Genomic DNA, 18,550 nt, shown 5'->3' on the forward strand with positions numbered 1-18,550 from the left:
ACCGATTGGATTATAGCATTCTCTGCTGAGAGTATTTTTAGGCAACAGTTCTTAAGAAGGGCACCTCAACCACTTGAGCAATGATGCCCTCTGGGGTGTGCAAGGTTAACCCGGCACCGCCCACTTTAGTGCGCACATAGCCTAGACCAAAGGCACCCCCATTTAGGGGCGTACAACTGGTGAGCAGACCCACTTTTTCCCCTTCCAAAAGTAGGGGAGTTGGGGCGGAAACAACGGCACTCAATTCCAGTCCCCAGAGATGTTGTTTGACCCCTTGGTAGGTGTTGAGGCGGGCGATCGTCTCTTGGCCAATGTAGCAGCCCTTATTGAAAGAAATCGTATGCCCCAGTCGGGCTTCGAGGGGGTTATAGTCTTCGGTGAGTTCAGCCTCGGCAGCGGGTCGCCCTTGGCGGATGCGTAGGTGTTCCCAGTCGGTATCATTCAGTTGGAGATGGGCATTGAGGAGATCTGTGAGGGGGCGATCGCTCCAAAGGGTCAAGCCCGGAATCGCTAAGCCACTGGTGGCAGCAATGGTTATGGGAGCGTTTTCGTAGGTGAGAGTCACATGAGCGTAGGGCTGGGAAAACGGTTGCAGACCCAATTGGTCAGCGATCTGATCCGAAACGGCACCGAACACTCGGTAGCAGTAACTGTCAGAAGTGCGATCGCTCACCTGCACATCGTCGCCAAAGAAGATGTACTTATCGAGCCATTTCAAGAGAAACTCGCGGCGCTGCGGTGACACCAGTAGATCCACCCACTCCATATGAACAAGTAGGGTGACAAGATCAAGGGTGCGTGCCGTCGAGGTCAGAAAAACCGTATCTGCCCCTTGGCCGGGTTGCAAGACAAGACAGTTATTGGAGCTTTGATTGTGCAAAAACTTTAGGCGATCGCCCCCCCTGAGGCGTAGGCGCCCCCAATGACTGCAATCATAGACTGCACCACTGACAGAGACTGTTTCCAGTAGATCCGTCATTCTTTTACTCCTAAGAGAAGCAAGTCCCGCTCAAGGAGCGATCGCACCCCTGCAAGATTGAAGCCCGGTTGCTCAGCTAATAACTCAGCCACGTTTTTTTGACCCGTCGCAGCCGTCAGGAATTGCTGCTCAGCCTGATTGAGCTGAATCACATCATAGTGACAGTTAAAGACACAGACCCCCGGCCAACCGTCTAAGCAGGGGTGTCGCCACGGAATAGCCACCAGCAAAGCCGCATCCTCAGACCAATCGTGACGGGGCAGCGGCGGCTTGGCCAAAAAGAACTCAAAGTGGGTCATTGCCTCAGGGTCAAGGCATTCAATGAGTTGATATTGCTGGATCGGATCTAAGTGCTGTGCGCGGTGCAACAGTTCTGGCTGGCTGCCCAATAGCCGCTCCAACCGCCAAACTTGAGGGTTAGAAAAGCCAACGAATTCTAGGCCAGAGGCAGCAATGAGGTCAAAGAGGCTGGCGATCGTGTAGTCAATTTCTTGGGGATGCACGTACATGTCGGCAAAGCATTCATCCCGCTGATTTTCGAGGCTCCAGCGCTCCTGCTCACGCTTTTTCAGGCGATTGTTCTGGGGCAATGCGGCAAAGAGTTGCCGTCCAATGGCCACCCCCTCGCGATAGTTGTGGCGATCGCTCCCCTGAAGTAAGGCAATGGCCTGCTGCATCAGTTTAATTTCCCAGCGACCGTAGGCTCCATAAACAAAGATGTGCAAAATGCCGCCGGGAGCAAGAACATCGGCGAGAGCTTGAATGCCCCGCTGCGGATCCGGCAGATGGTGCAGCACGCCCACACAGTTAATCATCTGGAACCTTTGCCCCAGTTGTGCCACATCCTCTAGGCTCAGGTGGTGAAATTCGACATTGGTGGCGCCCGATCGCCGGCAGCGCTCGCGGGCAATCTCCAAAGCACCCTCACTGAGATCCAACGCAGTAATCTTTGCCTGCGGATTCAAATGGGCGAGATATTCCGTTCCTACACCAGTGCCACAGCCAGCATCGAGAATGGCAACGTCCAACTGGGAGGGATAGCGTCCTGTGCAAAAGCTATAGGCCGCCGGCCAAGACCAGCGCCAGTTGTACCCCGGTGGTGGCTCATCAAGGAGCGGCTCCGGCGGAAAAGGATAGGTATTGTACAGTTGCCGCACAGCAGCAGTAATCTCAGCCGCCGAGGTCATGATGGTTCCCCTTGAGATAAGCGTCGTAATAATTCTCGGGTGGTTGCCTCTGGGTCAGCCGCATCCATAATGGCGCGGACAACGGCCACCTGAGTCGCCCCGGCCTTGACCACCTCATCAATGTTACTGAGATCAATGCCGCCAATGGCAAACTGCGGCATCGGGGCGTGTTTGCGGGCGTATTGGAGATAGTCAAAGCCCACAGCCGCTTTACCGGGTTTGGTAGGAGTCGCAAAAATCGGCCCAACACCCACATAATCGGCACCTTCAGCAATGGCACGCTCCAGTTCTTGGGGATTGGTGGTCGAGCGTCCCACGAGGCGATCGCGCCCTAAAATTTGCCGAGCCAGTTCCATGGGAATATCCGTCTGTCCGAGGTGGACACCATCGGCATTGGCACCCACGGCAATATCCACGCGATCGTTGACCAAAAACAGGGCGCCGTAGCGTTGGCAGAGCGCTTGTAACTGGCGAGCCGTGGTTAGACGGGTGTGATCATCACTGGTTTTGTCGCGGTATTGCACAAGGGGCAGTCCCCCCTTCAAAGCAGCTTCGACGGTTTCCAGCAGGCGATCGCTGGGGGCAGTCACCAGATAGAGCTTTGCCCCTTGCAGGCGTTGCGCTCGAGCGTGGCGCGGGTTGAGGATCAAGGCTTGCTCGAGAATGTAAACGCGATAGCGGAGGGCTTTGGCGGTGTCACTCAGCTCAGTGTCCGTCAATTTCGCGTATTCTTCAATCACCCGCAGGGCTTCTTGGACACGGGCAAAGTTAGCAGTGAGCACCTCGCTGAGGGTCTGGCGATCGCGCTCCTGCGGATGACGCAAAGCAGTCCCCGGATCCTGATCCGTTTGTCGTGCCGCCCGCAACTCTGGGGTATGGTAGCGGCCAAGGGTTTGGCGCAAATCTTTACATTCTGCACTCAGGGCAGCATCTTCGCGGCCAAAGCGGCACCATTCCTCAATCACCCGCAGACCTTCGCGGGCACGGTCAAGGTTGGCATCGAGAATCCGCCGGATGCGTTGCCCCTCAAATCCGGGAGCTAAATTTTGCATAGCACGTCCGATCCCCACAGAAAAGAATCAACACAGTTCTGTTCACCGTTCATCGGCATTGTTGATAGCGCAATGAAGTTTTTGATGAGCCGTTTCAGCATTCACTCCCAGCCGTGGTTGAGTCACCTATGTTTGATCCTAATGGGTTGGGGGACGCCCGTATTGGCGGCAGAACCGATTCCCATCCCCGTGCCACCGCCAGAGGTGAATACCGTCATCCCGATTCCTGTGCCTGCCCCAGAGGTGAGTACGGCGCCAATTCCCACCCCACCGCCGCAGCAGCTTGACAACTCCCTCGAACGATTGCCGGTGCCTAGTGGCCCGATTCCGATGGGATTTGTGGGTCGCGATCGCGCGATGAATCAATTGCCGCCCCCACCAGACATTTCTGATGTAAACTTGGCAACACTCGCTCCCGTAGCCCCCAGAACGCGGTTTCGAGTCATTGTTTTGGATTTGCGGGAGGATGATCTAGCCAATCAAGAACGCCTGCGATCGCTCGTTCCCGAAGTGATACCCATTACCCTTGGCCAGCGCCGCGCCCTACAAGTGGGCAGTTTCCAAAACGAGGCCAATGCCAACGAAATGCGTACCTTTATGGAGGTCAATGGCTTCCGCGCTGAGATTCAACGTCTGCCCTAAACAACCTCAATTGGCTCAGGAACGACGCGAAGAGGCCTAAAGAGTGCCCGCTTTTTCGGCAGTGAAGTGAACCCCCTGCCCAAGCAATCAATTTTTCATAGACTTAGAGGATTAGGAGCAAATCGCCACAGGAGTTGAGTTGCTAAAACATTCTGAGGATACAACCGTTCCCAAAGACAATAGCAATATCAACAAGATAGATGAGCAAGACCGCACCTTTCATGACTGGTATCGGTTTGTGCTCTCTTATCCGCCCCATCTTGTGAGGGATTATATAGAAGACTTTGGCTTGAATGCAGAGAGTGTCATCCTCGACCCCTTTTGTGGCACAGGCACAACGCTGGTTGAGTCGAAGCTGCGTGGAATCCCCTCATTGGGTACCGAAGCCAATCCATTTGCCCATTTTGCGACGTGTGTTAAGACGGATTGGGATGTTGATCCGGATTTGCTCTACCGTCACTCCTGTGAGATCGCAGAATTTGCCCTTGACATCCTGCGGCAGCAAGGGATAGGGGACTCGGTGCCTTTTGAGGGGAATATTGCGGATCTACCGTTACGCCAACTCTCGCCAGAACAACATAAACTCATCCTTACGGGGTCGATCAGCCCGATTCCCTTGCACAAGGTCTTGGTACTCCTTGACTGCTTAGAGAAATACAGAATAGAACAGGTCTATCGGCATCAACTGCTGGCGATCGCCAACATACTGGTTTTTGCCGTGAGTAATTTGCGCTTTGGCCCTGAAGTGGGTGTTGGCAAGCCTAAAGTTGATACACCAGTGATTAGTGCTTGGCTCGCCAAAATTGATGAAATGGTGGAGGATTTGCGGCAGGTCAAAAATCAAAATGATGCCCCTGCCCACGTCTATCTGGCGGATGCAAGATGTCCTGACCGAGTATTGCCGCCGCAGTCCGTTGATGCGGTGATCACCTCACCCCCGTATCCCAATGAAAAGGACTACACCAGAACAACCCGCCTCGAATCGGTGGTCTTGGGCTTTATCAAAACCAAGGCGGACTTACAAGCTTTCAAGAAGGGTCTGATCCGTTCCAACACGCGCAATGTGTACAAAACCGATGACGACGATCAGTGGATTCAAAACCATCCTGCAATTCAGGAGATAGCAGCTGAAATTGAACGCCGCAGAATTGAGCTGGGTAAAACGTCTGGCTTTGAGAGACGCTACAGCAGGGTAACAAAGCTCTATTTTGGTGGCATGGCACGTCACTTGGCTGCCCTGCGATCGCGCTTGCGTCCCAATGCTCAATTGGCCTACGTCGTGGGTGATCAAGCCTCCTATTTGCGGGTGATGATTCGCACAGGTCAGTTATTGGCTGACATTGCCCAAGCCCTTGGCTATGAGGTTGTGCGCACAGATCTCTTCCGAACACGGTTTGCCAGCGCCACGAAGGAGCAACTGCGCGAAGAAGTGGTGATCCTACGCTGGAAAGGATAGTCGAGTCAGTCCAGATGGGCTGTACCTTAAGAATTACTGTAAAATAAGGCATCAACTGGCAGTACACCCACCCTATGGTTACCTCTTGGGCGAAATGGTCATTGCCGCGACTTCAACGGTACTCAACTGCGCTGCGCCAAAGGCGATTGGCCAAAGGACACGCGACGCGATCGCAACGACTGCGCTGGAAATCTTTTGTGTTTAATCTGCTGTCTGAGCGTCTTTTGCTGGTCATCGGCGGATTGGGGGCAGGTCTTCTCCTGTGGCAAACCGATGGCCCCCTGATGGTGGCCACCCTGAGTGGCGTGGGTACGATTTTTCTCCTCAGTCGCTGGCAACGCCGACTGTTGACGCTATGGCAAGACCTGCGCCAACAGATGTCCCAATGGCTACACCATCCCTTCGCCTTTACGGTGGTCGGGGGTTTGCTGGCCTGTTTGGGTACCTATACCCTTCTGCATTTGGGTCAACACACCGCAGATCCATGGCTCGTGGTGGCGCTTGTGATCCTCGGCATCCTTTTAGTGGCCGTCATTGCCCTGCTTGGGACGCTCATGGGGCAACTGCAACAGCAGCATCAGACCCAACAGGTGTCCCAATGGTTTGCTGACCTCACCCATCCGCAACCGCTGCATCGGCTAGTGGCTATTCGCCAATTAGCTCGCATCTCTAAGGGGGCAGAGCGTCGCCAAGTGCAGGAAGCCCTATATCTGCTACTGGGACAGGAAACGGATGCAATCGTTCGCCGTGCTGCCCTTGAGGTGCTCGATCATCTTGATGATGCCGCCTGAGTCCCTCAACTGGTTGGAGCGATGGTGCTTAGCTCGGTTGATTCGAGCGATCGCTAGTGTCATTGGGGTTGAGCCACAGCGATTCGACTACGTTGGCTTTGTTGAAATCACACGGCAAGTGAAGCAGAGGCGATCGCCCGCGCAGCAGCAGGCTATCGTGGCCACCGTCTTTGATCGGTTAGTTCCCCCCTTTATCAGCACCTTGGTACGCACACTCTTTCGCCCGACTCGCTGGGTTTGTGAGTGGAATGCGTGGTTTGCCACCCGCCTCACGGGCTGGTTAGTGGGAGCCAGCGATCGCTACTGGGTCGAGGTCATTCCCCCCGATCAACCCCGCCAATGGCAACACAGTGGCGTGCGCATTCAAAAATGCCGCTATCTTGCTGAATCTCAATGCGTGGCTCTGTGCATGAACCTGTGCAAAAAGCCCACAGAGCAATTCTTTCGGCAGCGATTTGGCATTCCCTTGACGATGACGCCCAACTTTAGCGACTACAGTTGCGAAATGGTTTTTGGTACCCCTGCCCAGCCGATTCCTGAGCCAACCATTCCCCACTGTTGGGACGATCCGAGTCAGACCCCCTGCCCCCACATTTAAGACCATTCTCTTGGCGAATCATTTTTGGCGATTGACAATTCAAGATTATTTGAAATAACGTAGGGATGTCCCGCTGGAGCAGCAACGATGGGCGTTGGCATCGGCATTAATGGCTTTGGCCGCATTGGTCGCTTGGTTTTGCGTGCCGCGTGGGGTTGGCCTGAACTGGAGTTTCGCCACATTAACGAGATTAAAGGAGGCACAACCGCTGCCGCCCATTTACTAGAGTTTGATTCGGTTCATGGCCGCTGGCCCCAAGCCATTCAGGCCAAAGAGGGGGCGATCGCCATCAACGATCAGATCATTAGCTTTTCGGAAGCAAAAACCCCAGCAGAGGTACCTTGGCAAGAACGAGGAGTCGAGATTGTTCTGGAATGCTCCGGTAAATTCCGTACCGCTGAGCAACTGGCGGCCTACTTTGCAGTTGGGGTGAAAAAAGTGATTGTTGCTGCCCCCGTCAAGGAACAGGCCCTCAACATTGTCATGGGCATCAATGACCATCTCTACAATCCCCAAGAACACCACTTGCTCACCGCCGCCTCCTGTACGACAAATTGCCTTGCCCCCGTCGTTAAGGTCATTCACGAAACCCTTGGCATTCGCCACGGCTTGATCACCACGATCCACGATGTCACCAATACGCAAACAGTGGTGGATGCCCCCCACAAGGACTTGCGCCGTGCCCGCTCTAGTCTGATGTCTCTTGTGCCGACAACCACGGGTTCAGCCACTGCTATTGGGCTGATTTATCCCGAACTCCAAGGCAAACTCAATGGCTTGGCGGTACGGGTGCCCCTGTTGAATGCGTCGCTCACCGACTGTGTTTTTGAAGTGAGCCGCCCCACCAGTGTGGCCGAAGTGAATGCAGCTCTTAAAGCTGCCGCCGCCGGGGAACTCAACGGAATTCTCGGTTATGAGGAGCGCCCTCTTGTTTCCATTGACTATTGCAACGACCCCCGTTCCAGCATTGTCGATGCCCTCTCCACAATGGTTGTGGATGAAACGCAGGTGAAAATTCTCGCATGGTACGACAACGAATGGGGCTACAGCAATCGCATGGCCGAATTAGCTCGTCACGTCGCCACTACGTTGCCCTAAGGAGTCTGCTATGGCTGTGTCCACCAGTGTCCGCAACTATATGATTGTTACCCTCGCCTACTGGGGGTTCACGATTACCGATGGCGCACTGCGGATGCTAGTGCTGCTCTACTTTAACCAGATTGGCTACACACCGCTGCAAATTGCCTTCCTATTTCTCTTCTATGAAATTTTTGGCATTGTCACCAACTTTCTCGGTGGCTGGATTGGTTCCCGTTTAGGGCTGAATGTCACCCTCTACGCGGGCATTGGTTTACAGGTGATCTCGCTGATCATGCTCACGCCCCTAACGCCAGAATGGCCTTTGTGGTTTGCGGTGCCCTATGTGATGGCGGCACAGGCGATGTCGGGGGTGGCCAAAGACCTGACAAAGATGAGTTCTAAGAGCGCTATTCGCTTAGTGGTGCCCCAGGAGGCAGAGTCACAGCTCTTTAAGTGGGTGGCGATTCTGACGGGTTCTAAAAATGCCCTCAAGGGGGTGGGTTTCTTTGTTGGCAGTGTGTTGCTGACATTGGCGGGCTATAGAGCGTCTCTGTGGATCATGGCGATCGCGCTTATCTTGATCCTGTTCAGCGGTTTGTTATTGCCACGGGGGATGGGGCAGATCAAAAAGAAAATCAAATTTCGCCAACTCTTTTCCAAGAGCAAGGAGATCAATATTCTTTCTGCTGCTCGCTTTTTCCTCTTTGGGGCGCGGGATGTCTGGTTTGTGGTGGGTTTGCCCGTCTATCTCCAAAGTGTTCTCAACTGGTCATTTTATGAAGTGGGGGGCTTTCTCGCCCTGTGGGTCATTGGCTATGGAGGTGTCCAGTCCTCGGCACCCCTGCTGTTGAAATACATCAATCGCGGTCGCCCTCCCCAAGCCGCCACTATTCAGTTTTGGACGTTTACACTGACGATTGTGCCAGCAGTCATTGCCTTGGGCTTGATGAGCCACTGGAATCCCAATGCCGTCATTATTGGCGGCTTGCTCCTTTTTGGCTTGATTTTTGCCATGAATTCGGCAGTCCACTCCTACTTGGTGCTGGCCTACACCGATGATGAAAAGGTGGCCTTGAATGTTGGCTTCTACTACATGGCCAATTCCGGCGGGCGACTAGCGGGAACGGTTCTCTCTGGCCTCATCTATCAAATTTGGGGCATTGTCGGCTGTCTGTGGGTTTCGATGGTCTTTGTCCTCTGTGCTGGCTTGATTTCCCTGAAGTTAGAAGATCCAAAACGGCAGCAGCCCTACCCCTCGTTGGTTGTGGGGGATGGTGAATAACTGCAACATTTTCCCCTAGGGGTTAGAAGTGAATAAAATTGAGATATGGTGAGGTTCCCCGAGGAATTGCCCTTATGATGCTCCCCCAAGAAATCATCGGCCAAAAAGTGTGGTTGGAAGTGGAACCCGAAGATGCCTACTATGCGGGTGAGAAAATTCGAGTACAGGCGGAAATTAGCCAGCCCACTGCTCCCCCGTGGTACTATGCTCGCTACATTAACCCGCCCCGCTGGTTCCGCACCCAAGGTCAGTGGCTCACCCACCATGAGGCGGAGATGGCAGTGCTCTTGAATCCCGTCTTGGAGGATTTGGAGCTGGGGGAAGAGGATTACGACGGTGATGAACTGACGAATGGTGATTTTAGCGATCGCTAGGAGCATCTCGGGTCTGTTGGTCAGGGTGGCGATCGCCCACTGTTAGCTGCTATACTAAGTGCTAGGAAGAGTGGTGTATTGGCAGCACCCATGAACGTTCTATTCTGAACGGTTCAAAAATCTCCTTCCCCTCGGGAAGTGAGGTTGTCACTTTTTGAGATTGTTTGGGTGTGGTGGGCAATGTCCCGCCTTTTTTATTTCCTATGCAGATACAGATGCTGTTGCCTGTGGTGCAAACCCTTGCCCAGCAGGTTGCCGACCAAGAACACCTTGATCTGGTGAGTGTGCAGTGGCTGACCCATCAATCGCCCCCAATTTTACGGGTGGAGGTGCGCCATCCTGAGAATGACACCAGCTTAGAGGATTGCGAACGGCTGAGTCGGGCACTGGAGATGGCTTTGGATGGGCTGCCAGAGTTGGAGTTTGCCTACGTTCTCGAGGTGTCGAGTCCGGGCCTGTCGGATTACTTGAGTAGCGATCGCGACTTTGATGCCTTTCGTGGCTTTCCTGTACGGGTCACGACCACCGCACCCCATCGGGGCAAAACCCTTTGGGAGGGCAACCTGATTCGCCGTGACGCGGTGAATGTCTATCTCAATCAACGGGGGCGATCGCTGGCGATTCCCCGCTCACTGATTGCCAGTGTCCAACTGTACACCCCCAGCAGTGAGCCTTAGCAGCAGTTGATCTACTAAATGAACGAGGTTGTAACGGACGATGACCATCTATCGCTTACCCGGCCTACGGGCCATGATCAATGAAATCAGCCAAGAGCGGAATTTGCCCAAGCACGCGGTACATCAAGCCCTCAAGGAAGCACTGCTCAAGGGATACGAACGCTATCGCCGCAGTCTGCGCCCGGATCATAGTCACTTTGAAGAAGACCACTTTGCCAACTTTGAAGTGGAACTAGACACCGAGCAGGAGGGCTTCCGCGTTTTGGCCACCAAAACGATTACGGAAACAGTGGCGAACCCCGATCGCGAAATTGCCCTTGCCGATGTGATTGAGGTGGTGCAGGATGCCCGTGTCGGCGATACGGTGCTGTTGGATGTCACCCCTGACCATCAGGAATTTGGCCGCATGGCCGCCATGCAAACCAAGCAAGTGCTGGCGCAGAAATTGCGAGATCAACAGCGTCGCCTCGTCCAAGAGGAATTCAAAGACCTCGAGGGCACCGTACTCATGGGGCGCGTCCTGCGGTTTGAGCGGCGATCGGTGATTATGGCTGTGCGCAGCGATGCTAGCCAACCGGAAGTGGAGGCCGAACTGCCGAAACGGGAACAACTTCCCAACGACAACTACCGCGCCAACTCCACATTCAAGGTGTATCTCAAGCGCGTCAAAGAGGGACCTCAGCGCGGCCCCCAATTGGAGGTTTCCCGTGCTGATGCTGGCTTGGTGGTCTATCTCTTTGCCAATGAGGTGCCAGAAATTGAGGATGAAGTGGTGCGGATTGTGGCCATTGCTCGCGAAGCCAATCCCCCGAATCATAAAGTCGGCCCCCGCACCAAAATTGCCGTGGATACCTTAGAGCGGGATGTCGATCCGGTGGGTGCCTGTATTGGGGCACGGGGATCCCGCATTCAAGCAGTGGTGAATGAACTGCGGGGGGAAAAAATTGATGTGATCCGCTGGTCGCCGGATCCAGCCACCTATATTGCCAATTCCCTGAGTCCAGCGCCAGTGGAGGAGGTGCGGCTGATTAACCCCGAAGCCCGCATTGCCCATGTCCTTGTGGCACCGGATAAGGTCTCCCAAGCCATTGGTAAGGAAGGCCAAAATGTGCGCTTGGCAACTCGCCTAACGGGCTGGAAAATTGAGGTGCGCGATAGCTCCCAATACAACTACGAAGAGGAGGATCGCTTGGCCATGGCCGCCCTCGAAGAACAAGTTGCCAGTTAGGGAGGATGGTTGTTTCTCAACGCCGCTGTGTGGCCTGTGGCCGCTTGGCCGATCGCTCGGAGTTCTGGCGCATTGTGCGCTGCTGGCCGGATCACCGCGTGCAACTGGATCAGGGAATGGGGCGATCGGCCTATCTGTGTCCCACTGCCGAGTGTCTCAAGGTGGCCAAACAAAAAAAACGCTTGGCGCGATCGCTCCGCTGTCCCATTCCCGAGGATATTTTTACGACCCTTGCTGCTCGCTTAGATGCCCATCGCAACTATGACTGACTCCCCCATTTGGCAGCCCTTTACACAAATGAAAACGGCGGCTCCGCCCCTGAAGGTGGTGCGTGCCCAAGGTGCTCGCCTTGAACTGAGCGATGGCCGTCAGATTATTGATGCCATTTCCAGTTGGTGGGTGACGCTCCATGGCCACAGCCATCCTGTGCTGGCTAAAGCGCTCTATGAGCAGGCACAAACCCTTGAGCACGTCATTTTTGCCGGCTTTACCCATGAGCCAGCGGAGCAGCTTGCCCAACTGCTGTGTGCCCACACGCCAGCGGGGTTACAACGGGTCTTTTTTTCCGACAATGGCTCAACCGCCGTGGAAGTGGCGCTGAAGATGGCCTACCAGTATTGGCAGCGGCGAGATCAACCCCAGCGATCGCGCTTCATTGGCTTTGCCGGCGGGTACCATGGCGATACCCTTGGGGCAATGACTGTCGGCCAAAGTTCCCCGTGGTGGCAACCCTTTCAACCGCTGCTCCCCCCCTTAACAATCCTGCCCTACCCAGCAACCTATGCGGGGGATCCAGAGGTCGAGACCAAGGAAGCACAGGCGATCGCTCAACTGGAGGATACCCTGAAGGCAGACCCCGATGCCTATGCCGCTCTCTTCATTGAGCCACTCGTACAGGGGGCAGGGGGAATGCGCATGTGTCGTCCCTCGTTTTTGCAAGCCCTTTCTGCAATTGCCAAGGCCTATGGGGTGTTAGTCGTCTATGACGAGGTGATGACGGGGTTTGGCCGCACAGGTGCCCTCTTTGCCTGTGAGAAAGCGGGGACACAACCCGATCTCCTTTGTCTCTCTAAGGGGTTATCGGGAGGCTGCTTGCCCATTGCCGTCACATTGGCCACTGAGGACATTTACCAAGCCTTTTATGCCGATGATCTGGCGCGCGCCTTTTTCCACAGCCATTCCTATACCGGCAATCCCTTGGCCTGTGCCGCGAGTGTGGCTTCATTTCAATTGCTGCTTGCCAAACCTGAAGCCTACCAAGGTCTAGAGGCGCGCCATTGGCAGTGTTACCAGCAGTATCTTGCCGATGTCAGCAATCTCAAGCAATTTCGCACCTGTGGCACGATCGCGGCCATGGAATTGGCGACGGCGGCCTCCTACTTTAGTGACCTTGTGCCCCAACTGCGCCGCCGCTTTATTGAGTTGGGTGTGCTGCTGCGACCTTTGGGCAATACGCTCTATATCCTGCCCCCCTACTGCATTAGTGATCAAGAACTGGCCGCAGTCTATCGCGCCATCCGCCAAGTGGCGATCGAGGTGGCCGCAGGTTATTTCACCGCAGTCTCTGCTTGAGTGGCCATATAACTCAGGAGCCAATTGACCGCAGTGGCACGGCGCGTACGGCGGGGGTTGAGTTCCTTGATTTCATAGCCAGCAAAGCCCAACTGTTCCTTGAGAAGTTGCTTGTGGGCAGGGGGAATAGAGCGGGTGAGCTTGACGATGGCGGGGCGGCTGCCAATGAAGTCTGGCGGTTGGGGATAGTCTTGTCGCCATTCTGGAGGCACGCGATCGCTCTGCCAAGTTTGGCTGTGGGCGTCATAGCGATAGCCCAAGCAGTGCCACAGGAGCTGATTGACCGTAGCATCATCCAATTCATCATTGAGAATTTGCCACAACGTGGCTTCTGTGAGAGGGGGGAGTGGCGAATCAGAGCTATCCATTCACACTCTTTGTAATCAGTCGGTCTACTGAAACCGGTACCATAAAAAGGGTGGTTTCTCTAAATCTGCCCTTATTATGTCTGCTTCGGCAACGAATTCCCCTTCCCGCTGGCGATCGCTACGCAATAATGCCCTCCTGATTGGGGTGGCTGTGCTGATCACGCTACTGATTCGTATTTTTGTGGCGGAGTCGCGCTTTATTCCCTCAGAGTCTATGGAGCCAACGCTTTGGCCGGGCGATCGCATTGTGGTGGAAAAGATCACCTATCGCCAGCGATCGCCTCAACCGGGGGATATTGTTGTCTTCTATACCCCACCCCTCTTGCAGACCCTTGGTTATCGCGCCGATCAAGCCCTCATTAAACGAGTGATTGCCACCGCCGGGGACACGGTTGCCGTGCATGATGGTCAAGTTTGGGTCAACGATCGCCCCCTTGCAGAACCCTACATTGCTGAGCCACCCGTTTATACCCTCTCCCCAGTGACAGTGCCAGAGAATATGCTCTTTGTTATGGGAGATAACCGCAACCACAGCAATGACTCCCATATCTGGGGATTTTTGCCCCTTGAGAATGTCATTGGTCGGGCGATCGCCTGCTATTGGCCCCTCAACCATGCGGGTAAAATTTCGTCCCCGGCTGCCTAATAGGTGACTAGCCGCATCAGTGTGAGGTTAGCATCCTCCACCAGTCCCCATTCAACTGGTAACGGTACCACTTGTCCCACAGGAGTTGTTTGCGTCGCTTGGAGACAATCAGTCTGCAAACTGTAGTTGCCATTGCGCAGGCTTGACGGTTGGGCAGGGCGGCTGACTTGACAGGTTTTAATGACCGTCGCTCCCACCTGTAGCGTGCTATGGGTTTGGCTGTGAGCCAAAGGTGTCCAAGAAAACACGGCTAACAAACTCAAAGCGATCGTGGCGACAAGAGACTGCCGCCAAAACTGCATGCTGAACATAATTCCCCCGCCTTCTCTTTATCGAGAAGTCATTGATGAAATCACTTGTAACAGTTCCTTAGATTCCTTCCCCCGCTTTTAGAAACGTGAGGCTTTGAGTCTTGAACAGTGAATACTAAGGTATTAACTGCAAAAAAGTAATAAGAAAATGTGAGGAGCTGTTTAGAGTTGTAGGGGACTCAGTCGCCTTCCCTACACCTCTATTGTAGTCTATTGTAGGCTTTATAGCCAAACCTAGTTACGATCCTGTACAAAAGTTCATGATTGAGTCTTATACCAATTCAATTTGAAGATATAGTTATTTCGAAAGAGAGTGAGATATTTTCAAGAGGGATAGGCTATACTCAAAGCGTCATGAATGTTACTCAAGAATATGAGCTATAGCTTGGACTGACGAGAGCGGGTTGTCTCCTATATCCAGCAAGGTGGCAAAATCAGTGAAGCAACTCAAATCTTTCAGGTGAGCCGCGCCACCATCCATCGCTGGCTGAAGCGAGAGGACTTAGCCCCTACGGTTGTCCCCCGTCGTCCTTGGAAACTGGATTGGGCGGCCTTAGAGACGGGGTTTGACTCTCGAGTGGAGTGTGAGTATGGGTGGTCAGCGCGAGGCCAACGAATTGATGGAGAGTGAGCTTTGTGGGCAGCTGTGGACAAGTCCTTGCTTCAGCCAGTAGAGCATCTGCAAGCGTTCCTGCTGTCGGGCATCGGTTTCATGGTTGCAAAGAGCTGGTATAAGATATCGCTTCTTGTCGCTTGAACTCTGTTCATCCAGCGAACTCAAACAATCTGCCATCTTCTACTGCTCAGCAAATAATGGTATAAACTCCCTTCCCTTCAAGGCAGTGGACTAAATGGGAACGCTAGCAAGGACTATCCTCTTTAGGGGTCAATTTGTGCCTGTGCCACTACTGGCATAGTTCCAACGAAAAACGGCTATTCACCTGTCAGGATCGAAGTATCAGCGTAACGACACCGCCCTTCGCTACGGTTGACGCTTCAAAACGCTGGTTTAGGCCACTTCGCGTTTCAGGTAGGGAAATAGAATGATTTCGTTGGCACGTTTGGGTTGGTCACTTTCAGTTGTATTGGGAGTTGTTACCCTTGGGTTCACCAATGGGCTGGCGATCGCTCAACCGCTCTTGGCACGACAAAATCAATCTCCATTGGTCAATGGCCTGTATCTCCTTGGCGAGTCGCCCCAACCCCAACAGGTGGGTCATAGCTATATTGTCTTTGAAGTCAAAGATCAGAAGGTCTATGGGGCGTTTTACATGCCCAATTCCTCCTTTGATTGTTTTCGGGGTACCGTGGGCGATCGCCAGTTGCAGGTGACGGTTCTACCCACCTATGAGGAGGAACCCTACCAAGCAGAAATTGATTTACCCAGTTTCTATAGTTTGCGTCGTATTAGTGCTAGCGATCGCGCCATTTTGGCCGCCTGCAAAGCCGAGCCGCTGCCCATTGCCACCCAAACCGGAAGCTAGGCAGAGGTGATATCATCAGACGGTACCTTTTGCCGTTAACTTTTGGTTAAGTCTGAATGGTTAAGCTGACCCCGACGCCTGCCTATAGTCTGACGCTGCGATTGAAGACTTCCTTAGATCCAACGGAATTGGGAACCGTTCTCCAGATCATTGGTGGGCAACAGGGGCAAGTGGGTTCCATCACCCTGATCGAGAAAACCGCTAATAAAATCCTACGGGAACTGGTGGTGGTGGCTGCCAGCCGCGATCATGCTGCGGCCATTGTCAATGCTGTGAAATCTGACACCCAAGCCACGGTGCTAGAGGTGAGCGATCGCACCTTTCAGCTCCATGAGGGGGGCAAAATCACCGTTAGAAGCAAGCATCCCCTTCAGGAATACGACGATCTGGCGATGGCCTATACGCCGGGCGTCGGTCGGGTATCCCAAGCGATCGCTGACGATCCTCAATTGGTGCACAAACTGACGATCAAAAGCCATACGGTGGCCATTGTCAGTGATGGCAGTGCGGTCTTGGGATTGGGCAATATCGGCCCAGAGGCTGCTCTACCGGTGATGGAGGGCAAGGCCATGCTCTTTCAGGAATTTGCCGGTCTGGACGCCTTTCCCATCTGCTTGAGCACACAGGAGGTGGATGAAATCGTCGCCACCGTCAAGCGCATCGCCCCCGTCTTTGGTGGCATCAATCTAGAGGATATTAGCGCCCCCCGCTGCTTTGAAATCGAAGCCCGTCTGCAAGCGGAATTGGATATCCCTGTGTTTCACGATGACCAGCACGGCACGGCCATTGTCACCCTTGCCGCCCTTAAAAATGCCCTGCAACTAGTGGCTAAATCCTTAGATACGGTGCGCATTGTCATTAACGGGGCGGGGGCAGCCGGCATCGCCGTGGCCAGGCTCCTGCGCAAAGCCGGCGCCCACCATCTAACCCTCTGCAACCGCCAAGGCATCCTCTCAAAAGACAAAGCACAAACACCAGCACAGCAGGAATTTGCCGTCGCTGAAACAGGAACGCTGGCTGATGCTCTAGAGGGTGCCGATGTCTTTATTGGCTTGAGTGCCCCCGGCGTCCTGAGATTGGAAATGGTGCAGCGCATGGCCCCAAAAGCGATTGTTTTTGCAATGGCCAATCCCGTGCCGGAAATCCAACCCGAACTCATTTATGACCATGTGGCGGTGGTGGCCACTGGCCGCAGTGACTATCCCAATCAAATCAACAATGTGCTCGCTTTTCCGGGGGTGTTTAAGGGTACCCTTGCCTGTCGGGCACCGCGGATGACGGAGGAGATGTTCCTCGCGGCAGCAGCAGCGATCGCGGCCTTGGTGAGTCCCTCGGAACTGCACTCAGCCTATATTATCCCCTCAGTGTTTGATCCACGGGTGGCACCGGCAGTGGCCAAGGCTGTCGAGGACTGCGCGCGATCGCTGGGGTTAGCGCGTGCCTAGTCTCTATTGCGAGACAGTAAAGGGTTGAGTCAGGGTCAAGCCCAAATCCGTATTGGCATCAATCACCACTAGTCGCTGCACGGCTGGATCAATCGCACCACCAATGGTGGCACCGGCGGCTGCACCGGTAATCACTTTTTCGGGCGTAATCTTGCGATCGCCAATCACCGCAGAAGCACCCGTGGCCAAAGCAGCACCAATCAGCGTATCGCGAATAATGGAGGTGGCAGGCCGTCCTTGGTTGGTTTCAATCGCTGCCCCCGTCACTGTCCCCGTGAGCACTTTTAGGGGCGTAATCCTGCGGTCTCCCGCCAAGCCAGAAATCCCCGCAGCCACCGCCGAACCAATGGCCGCATTGCGGAAGACATTGCCAATGTTGGGATCACGGGCATCGCGAATCGTACGAATTACTTGGGAATTAGCAGCGATCGGGAGTTGGCGATTATTGATCACCACCGTATTGGCCACAAATTGAGACCCCCCTTGGGCGGGCTGGATCTGGCCAAAAATTTCACTACCCACGGGAATCACAACACGACCTTGGCTATCGCGGACATCGGCAGCCGTCACCAAGCGGATCGCAACACTTTCATTGGGGCTAAGGACAATCCGCTCTGCATCGGGGAAACGAGCCGGAATTTGCTGACCGGCTGGGAGCGCAATAGGCGAGGTGGTAGCCACACCCGCAATGTACTGCGTCGGGACAAGGGCTTGGGCACCGGGGGCACGGGTCGCCTGACAGAGGAATGCGGCAATATCGGCACGGGTGGCCAGTTGATTCGGCGCAAAGAACTGCACATTGGGATAGTTCACCACCACTTGTTTAGCGGTGGCAGCGGCCACACCCGCACGTCCATAAGCGGGAATTGCTGCCGCATCATTGAACTGGCCTAAGACCCCCTCCACAGAAGGCGGTGTGGGATATTGCAAGCCACTGGCTAGAGCCACGATCGCCTGAACGCGAGGAATATTTTGATTGGGCTGAAACACATTGCCGGGGTAGCCACTCAAGAAGCCAGTACGGGTGGCATTTTGAATCGCACTCGCTGCCCAAAATGTGCTGGGGACATCGTTAAACATACTGGGGGCACGCACCACTGCAGCATTGGGAAACGCCTTTCCGAGCATGGCCGCATATTCAGCACGGGTGACGGGGGCAAAGGGGCGAAAGGTGCCATCGGGATAGCCGCTGATAATGTTGCGACTGGCAAGGTGGTCAATACAGGCCTGTGCCCAAATGCCTTGGGTATCGGTAAAACGGGATTGGGCTTGGACCGGAACAGCCGCTAGAAGGGCAAGGGTACCAGAACTCATTAAACCGCAGCTCAAAACGGCCAAGCTGCGCTGTGCGAGGCTCTGCATAGCAAATCTCTCCAAG

Annotated in this window: 21 protein-coding genes; 15 read left to right on the top strand and 6 right to left on the bottom strand. The window is 54.3% G+C overall.

Annotated elements, in window-relative coordinates; all coding sequences use genetic code 11:
* Window positions 1-37: 37 nt before the first annotated feature.
* Genes RHJ80_RS07140 through RHJ80_RS07150 form a run of 3 tightly spaced genes read right to left on the bottom strand, consistent with a single transcriptional unit; the run spans window position 38 to window position 3,218 of the window.
* Window positions 38-979 carry a folate-binding protein gene (locus RHJ80_RS07140; protein WP_310800650.1) on the bottom strand — a complete coding sequence of 314 codons (942 nt, stop codon included), beginning with the start codon at window positions 977-979 and terminating at the stop codon, window positions 38-40.
* A complete protein-coding gene (locus RHJ80_RS07145) occupies window positions 976-2,166 on the bottom strand; it encodes a bifunctional 2-polyprenyl-6-hydroxyphenol methylase/3-demethylubiquinol 3-O-methyltransferase UbiG (protein ID WP_286626604.1) in 1,191 nt (396 codons plus the stop codon). Before RHJ80_RS07145 ends, RHJ80_RS07140 begins: the two co-directional genes overlap by 4 nt.
* Complete coding sequence (locus RHJ80_RS07150; RefSeq protein ID WP_286626605.1) at window positions 2,163-3,218, bottom strand: thiamine phosphate synthase; 1,056 nt, start codon at window positions 3,216-3,218, stop codon at window positions 2,163-2,165. The genes RHJ80_RS07145 and RHJ80_RS07150 overlap by 4 nt, the downstream gene beginning before the upstream one ends.
* 84 nt (window positions 3,219-3,302) lie before the next feature.
* Between RHJ80_RS07150 and RHJ80_RS07155 the strand changes: the two genes are divergently transcribed.
* From RHJ80_RS07155 to bioA, 11 genes are all read left to right on the top strand, one after another.
* On the top strand, window positions 3,303-3,860 hold the full coding sequence (locus RHJ80_RS07155) for a hypothetical protein (RefSeq protein ID WP_310800651.1): 558 nt from the start codon (window positions 3,303-3,305) through the stop codon (window positions 3,858-3,860).
* Window positions 3,861-3,999: 139 nt separating this feature from the next.
* Entirely contained in the window at window positions 4,000-5,316 is a 1,317-nt protein-coding gene (locus tag RHJ80_RS07160) for a DNA methyltransferase (RefSeq protein ID WP_310800652.1), read from the top strand.
* A 74-nt stretch (window positions 5,317-5,390) separates the two neighbouring features.
* A complete protein-coding gene (locus tag RHJ80_RS07165; protein ID WP_310800653.1) occupies window positions 5,391-6,107 on the top strand; it encodes a hypothetical protein in 717 nt (238 codons plus the stop codon).
* Window positions 6,094-6,705 carry a DUF4033 domain-containing protein gene (locus tag RHJ80_RS07170; RefSeq protein WP_310800654.1) on the top strand — a complete coding sequence of 204 codons (612 nt, stop codon included), beginning with the start codon at window positions 6,094-6,096 and terminating at the stop codon, window positions 6,703-6,705. The genes RHJ80_RS07165 and RHJ80_RS07170 overlap by 14 nt, the downstream gene beginning before the upstream one ends.
* 87 nt (window positions 6,706-6,792) lie before the next feature.
* Window positions 6,793-7,803: an ArsJ-associated glyceraldehyde-3-phosphate dehydrogenase gene (locus RHJ80_RS07175; protein WP_310800655.1), complete on the top strand. Its 1,011-nt coding sequence runs from the start codon at window positions 6,793-6,795 to the stop codon at window positions 7,801-7,803.
* A 10-nt stretch (window positions 7,804-7,813) separates the two neighbouring features.
* Window positions 7,814-9,067: an organoarsenical effux MFS transporter ArsJ gene (gene arsJ / locus RHJ80_RS07180; protein WP_206199570.1), complete on the top strand. Its 1,254-nt coding sequence runs from the start codon at window positions 7,814-7,816 to the stop codon at window positions 9,065-9,067.
* 74 nt (window positions 9,068-9,141) lie between these two features.
* The gene (locus RHJ80_RS07185) at window positions 9,142-9,441 is read left to right on the top strand and encodes a hypothetical protein (protein ID WP_206199571.1); all 300 of its coding nucleotides are present in this window, start codon (window positions 9,142-9,144) and stop codon (window positions 9,439-9,441) included.
* A gap of 215 nt (window positions 9,442-9,656) precedes the next feature.
* A complete protein-coding gene (rimP, locus tag RHJ80_RS07190; RefSeq protein WP_190278200.1) occupies window positions 9,657-10,118 on the top strand; it encodes a ribosome maturation factor RimP in 462 nt (153 codons plus the stop codon).
* Window positions 10,119-10,158: 40 nt separating this feature from the next.
* Entirely contained in the window at window positions 10,159-11,346 is a 1,188-nt protein-coding gene (gene nusA / locus RHJ80_RS07195) for a transcription termination factor NusA (protein WP_206199572.1), read from the top strand.
* Between the two features lie 5 nt (window positions 11,347-11,351).
* Window positions 11,352-11,615, top strand: a complete 264-nt coding sequence (locus tag RHJ80_RS07200; RefSeq protein WP_310800080.1) for a YlxR family protein — start codon at window positions 11,352-11,354, stop codon at window positions 11,613-11,615.
* A complete protein-coding gene (gene bioA, locus RHJ80_RS07205; RefSeq protein ID WP_302677907.1) occupies window positions 11,593-12,918 on the top strand; it encodes an adenosylmethionine--8-amino-7-oxononanoate transaminase in 1,326 nt (441 codons plus the stop codon). Before RHJ80_RS07200 ends, bioA begins: the two co-directional genes overlap by 23 nt.
* Here the strand turns inward: bioA and RHJ80_RS07210 are convergent.
* The gene (locus RHJ80_RS07210) at window positions 12,894-13,286 is read right to left on the bottom strand and encodes a DUF1823 family protein (RefSeq protein ID WP_206199574.1); all 393 of its coding nucleotides are present in this window, start codon (window positions 13,284-13,286) and stop codon (window positions 12,894-12,896) included. The two genes, bioA and RHJ80_RS07210, sit on opposite strands and share 25 nt — an antisense overlap.
* A 76-nt stretch (window positions 13,287-13,362) precedes the next feature.
* Between RHJ80_RS07210 and lepB the strand changes: the two genes are divergently transcribed.
* Window positions 13,363-13,932, top strand: coding sequence for a signal peptidase I (gene lepB / locus RHJ80_RS07215; RefSeq protein ID WP_310743592.1), 570 nt, complete (start codon window positions 13,363-13,365; stop codon window positions 13,930-13,932).
* Here lepB and RHJ80_RS07220 read toward each other — a convergent pair.
* Window positions 13,929-14,234: a hypothetical protein gene (locus RHJ80_RS07220; protein ID WP_310800657.1), complete on the bottom strand. Its 306-nt coding sequence runs from the start codon at window positions 14,232-14,234 to the stop codon at window positions 13,929-13,931. The genes lepB and RHJ80_RS07220 overlap by 4 nt on opposite strands.
* 442 nt (window positions 14,235-14,676) lie before the next feature.
* On the opposite strand from RHJ80_RS07220, the gene RHJ80_RS13180 reads away from it, so the two are divergent.
* The 3 genes from RHJ80_RS13180 to RHJ80_RS07235 all read left to right on the top strand — a co-directional run bounded on the left by RHJ80_RS13180 (window position 14,677) and on the right by RHJ80_RS07235 (window position 17,172).
* Window positions 14,677-14,874 carry an IS630 transposase-related protein gene (locus RHJ80_RS13180; RefSeq protein ID WP_399364981.1) on the top strand — a complete coding sequence of 66 codons (198 nt, stop codon included), beginning with the start codon at window positions 14,677-14,679 and terminating at the stop codon, window positions 14,872-14,874.
* A 412-nt stretch (window positions 14,875-15,286) separates the two neighbouring features.
* Window positions 15,287-15,727 (top strand): hypothetical protein, encoded by a 441-nt coding sequence (locus tag RHJ80_RS07230; RefSeq protein ID WP_302676334.1) that lies wholly within the window; start codon window positions 15,287-15,289, stop codon window positions 15,725-15,727.
* Between the two features lie 56 nt (window positions 15,728-15,783).
* Window positions 15,784-17,172, top strand: a complete 1,389-nt coding sequence (locus tag RHJ80_RS07235; RefSeq protein WP_310800659.1) for an NAD-dependent malic enzyme — start codon at window positions 15,784-15,786, stop codon at window positions 17,170-17,172.
* A 3-nt stretch (window positions 17,173-17,175) separates the two neighbouring features.
* Here RHJ80_RS07235 and RHJ80_RS07240 read toward each other — a convergent pair whose 3' ends face one another.
* On the bottom strand, window positions 17,176-18,534 hold the full coding sequence (locus tag RHJ80_RS07240; protein WP_310800661.1) for an S-layer homology domain-containing protein: 1,359 nt from the start codon (window positions 18,532-18,534) through the stop codon (window positions 17,176-17,178).
* Between the last annotated feature and the right edge of the window lie 16 nt (window positions 18,535-18,550).

It is taken from the genome of Thermosynechococcus sp. QS41, assembly GCF_031583515.1.
GTDB lineage: Bacteria > Cyanobacteriota > Cyanobacteriia > Thermosynechococcales > Thermosynechococcaceae > Thermosynechococcus.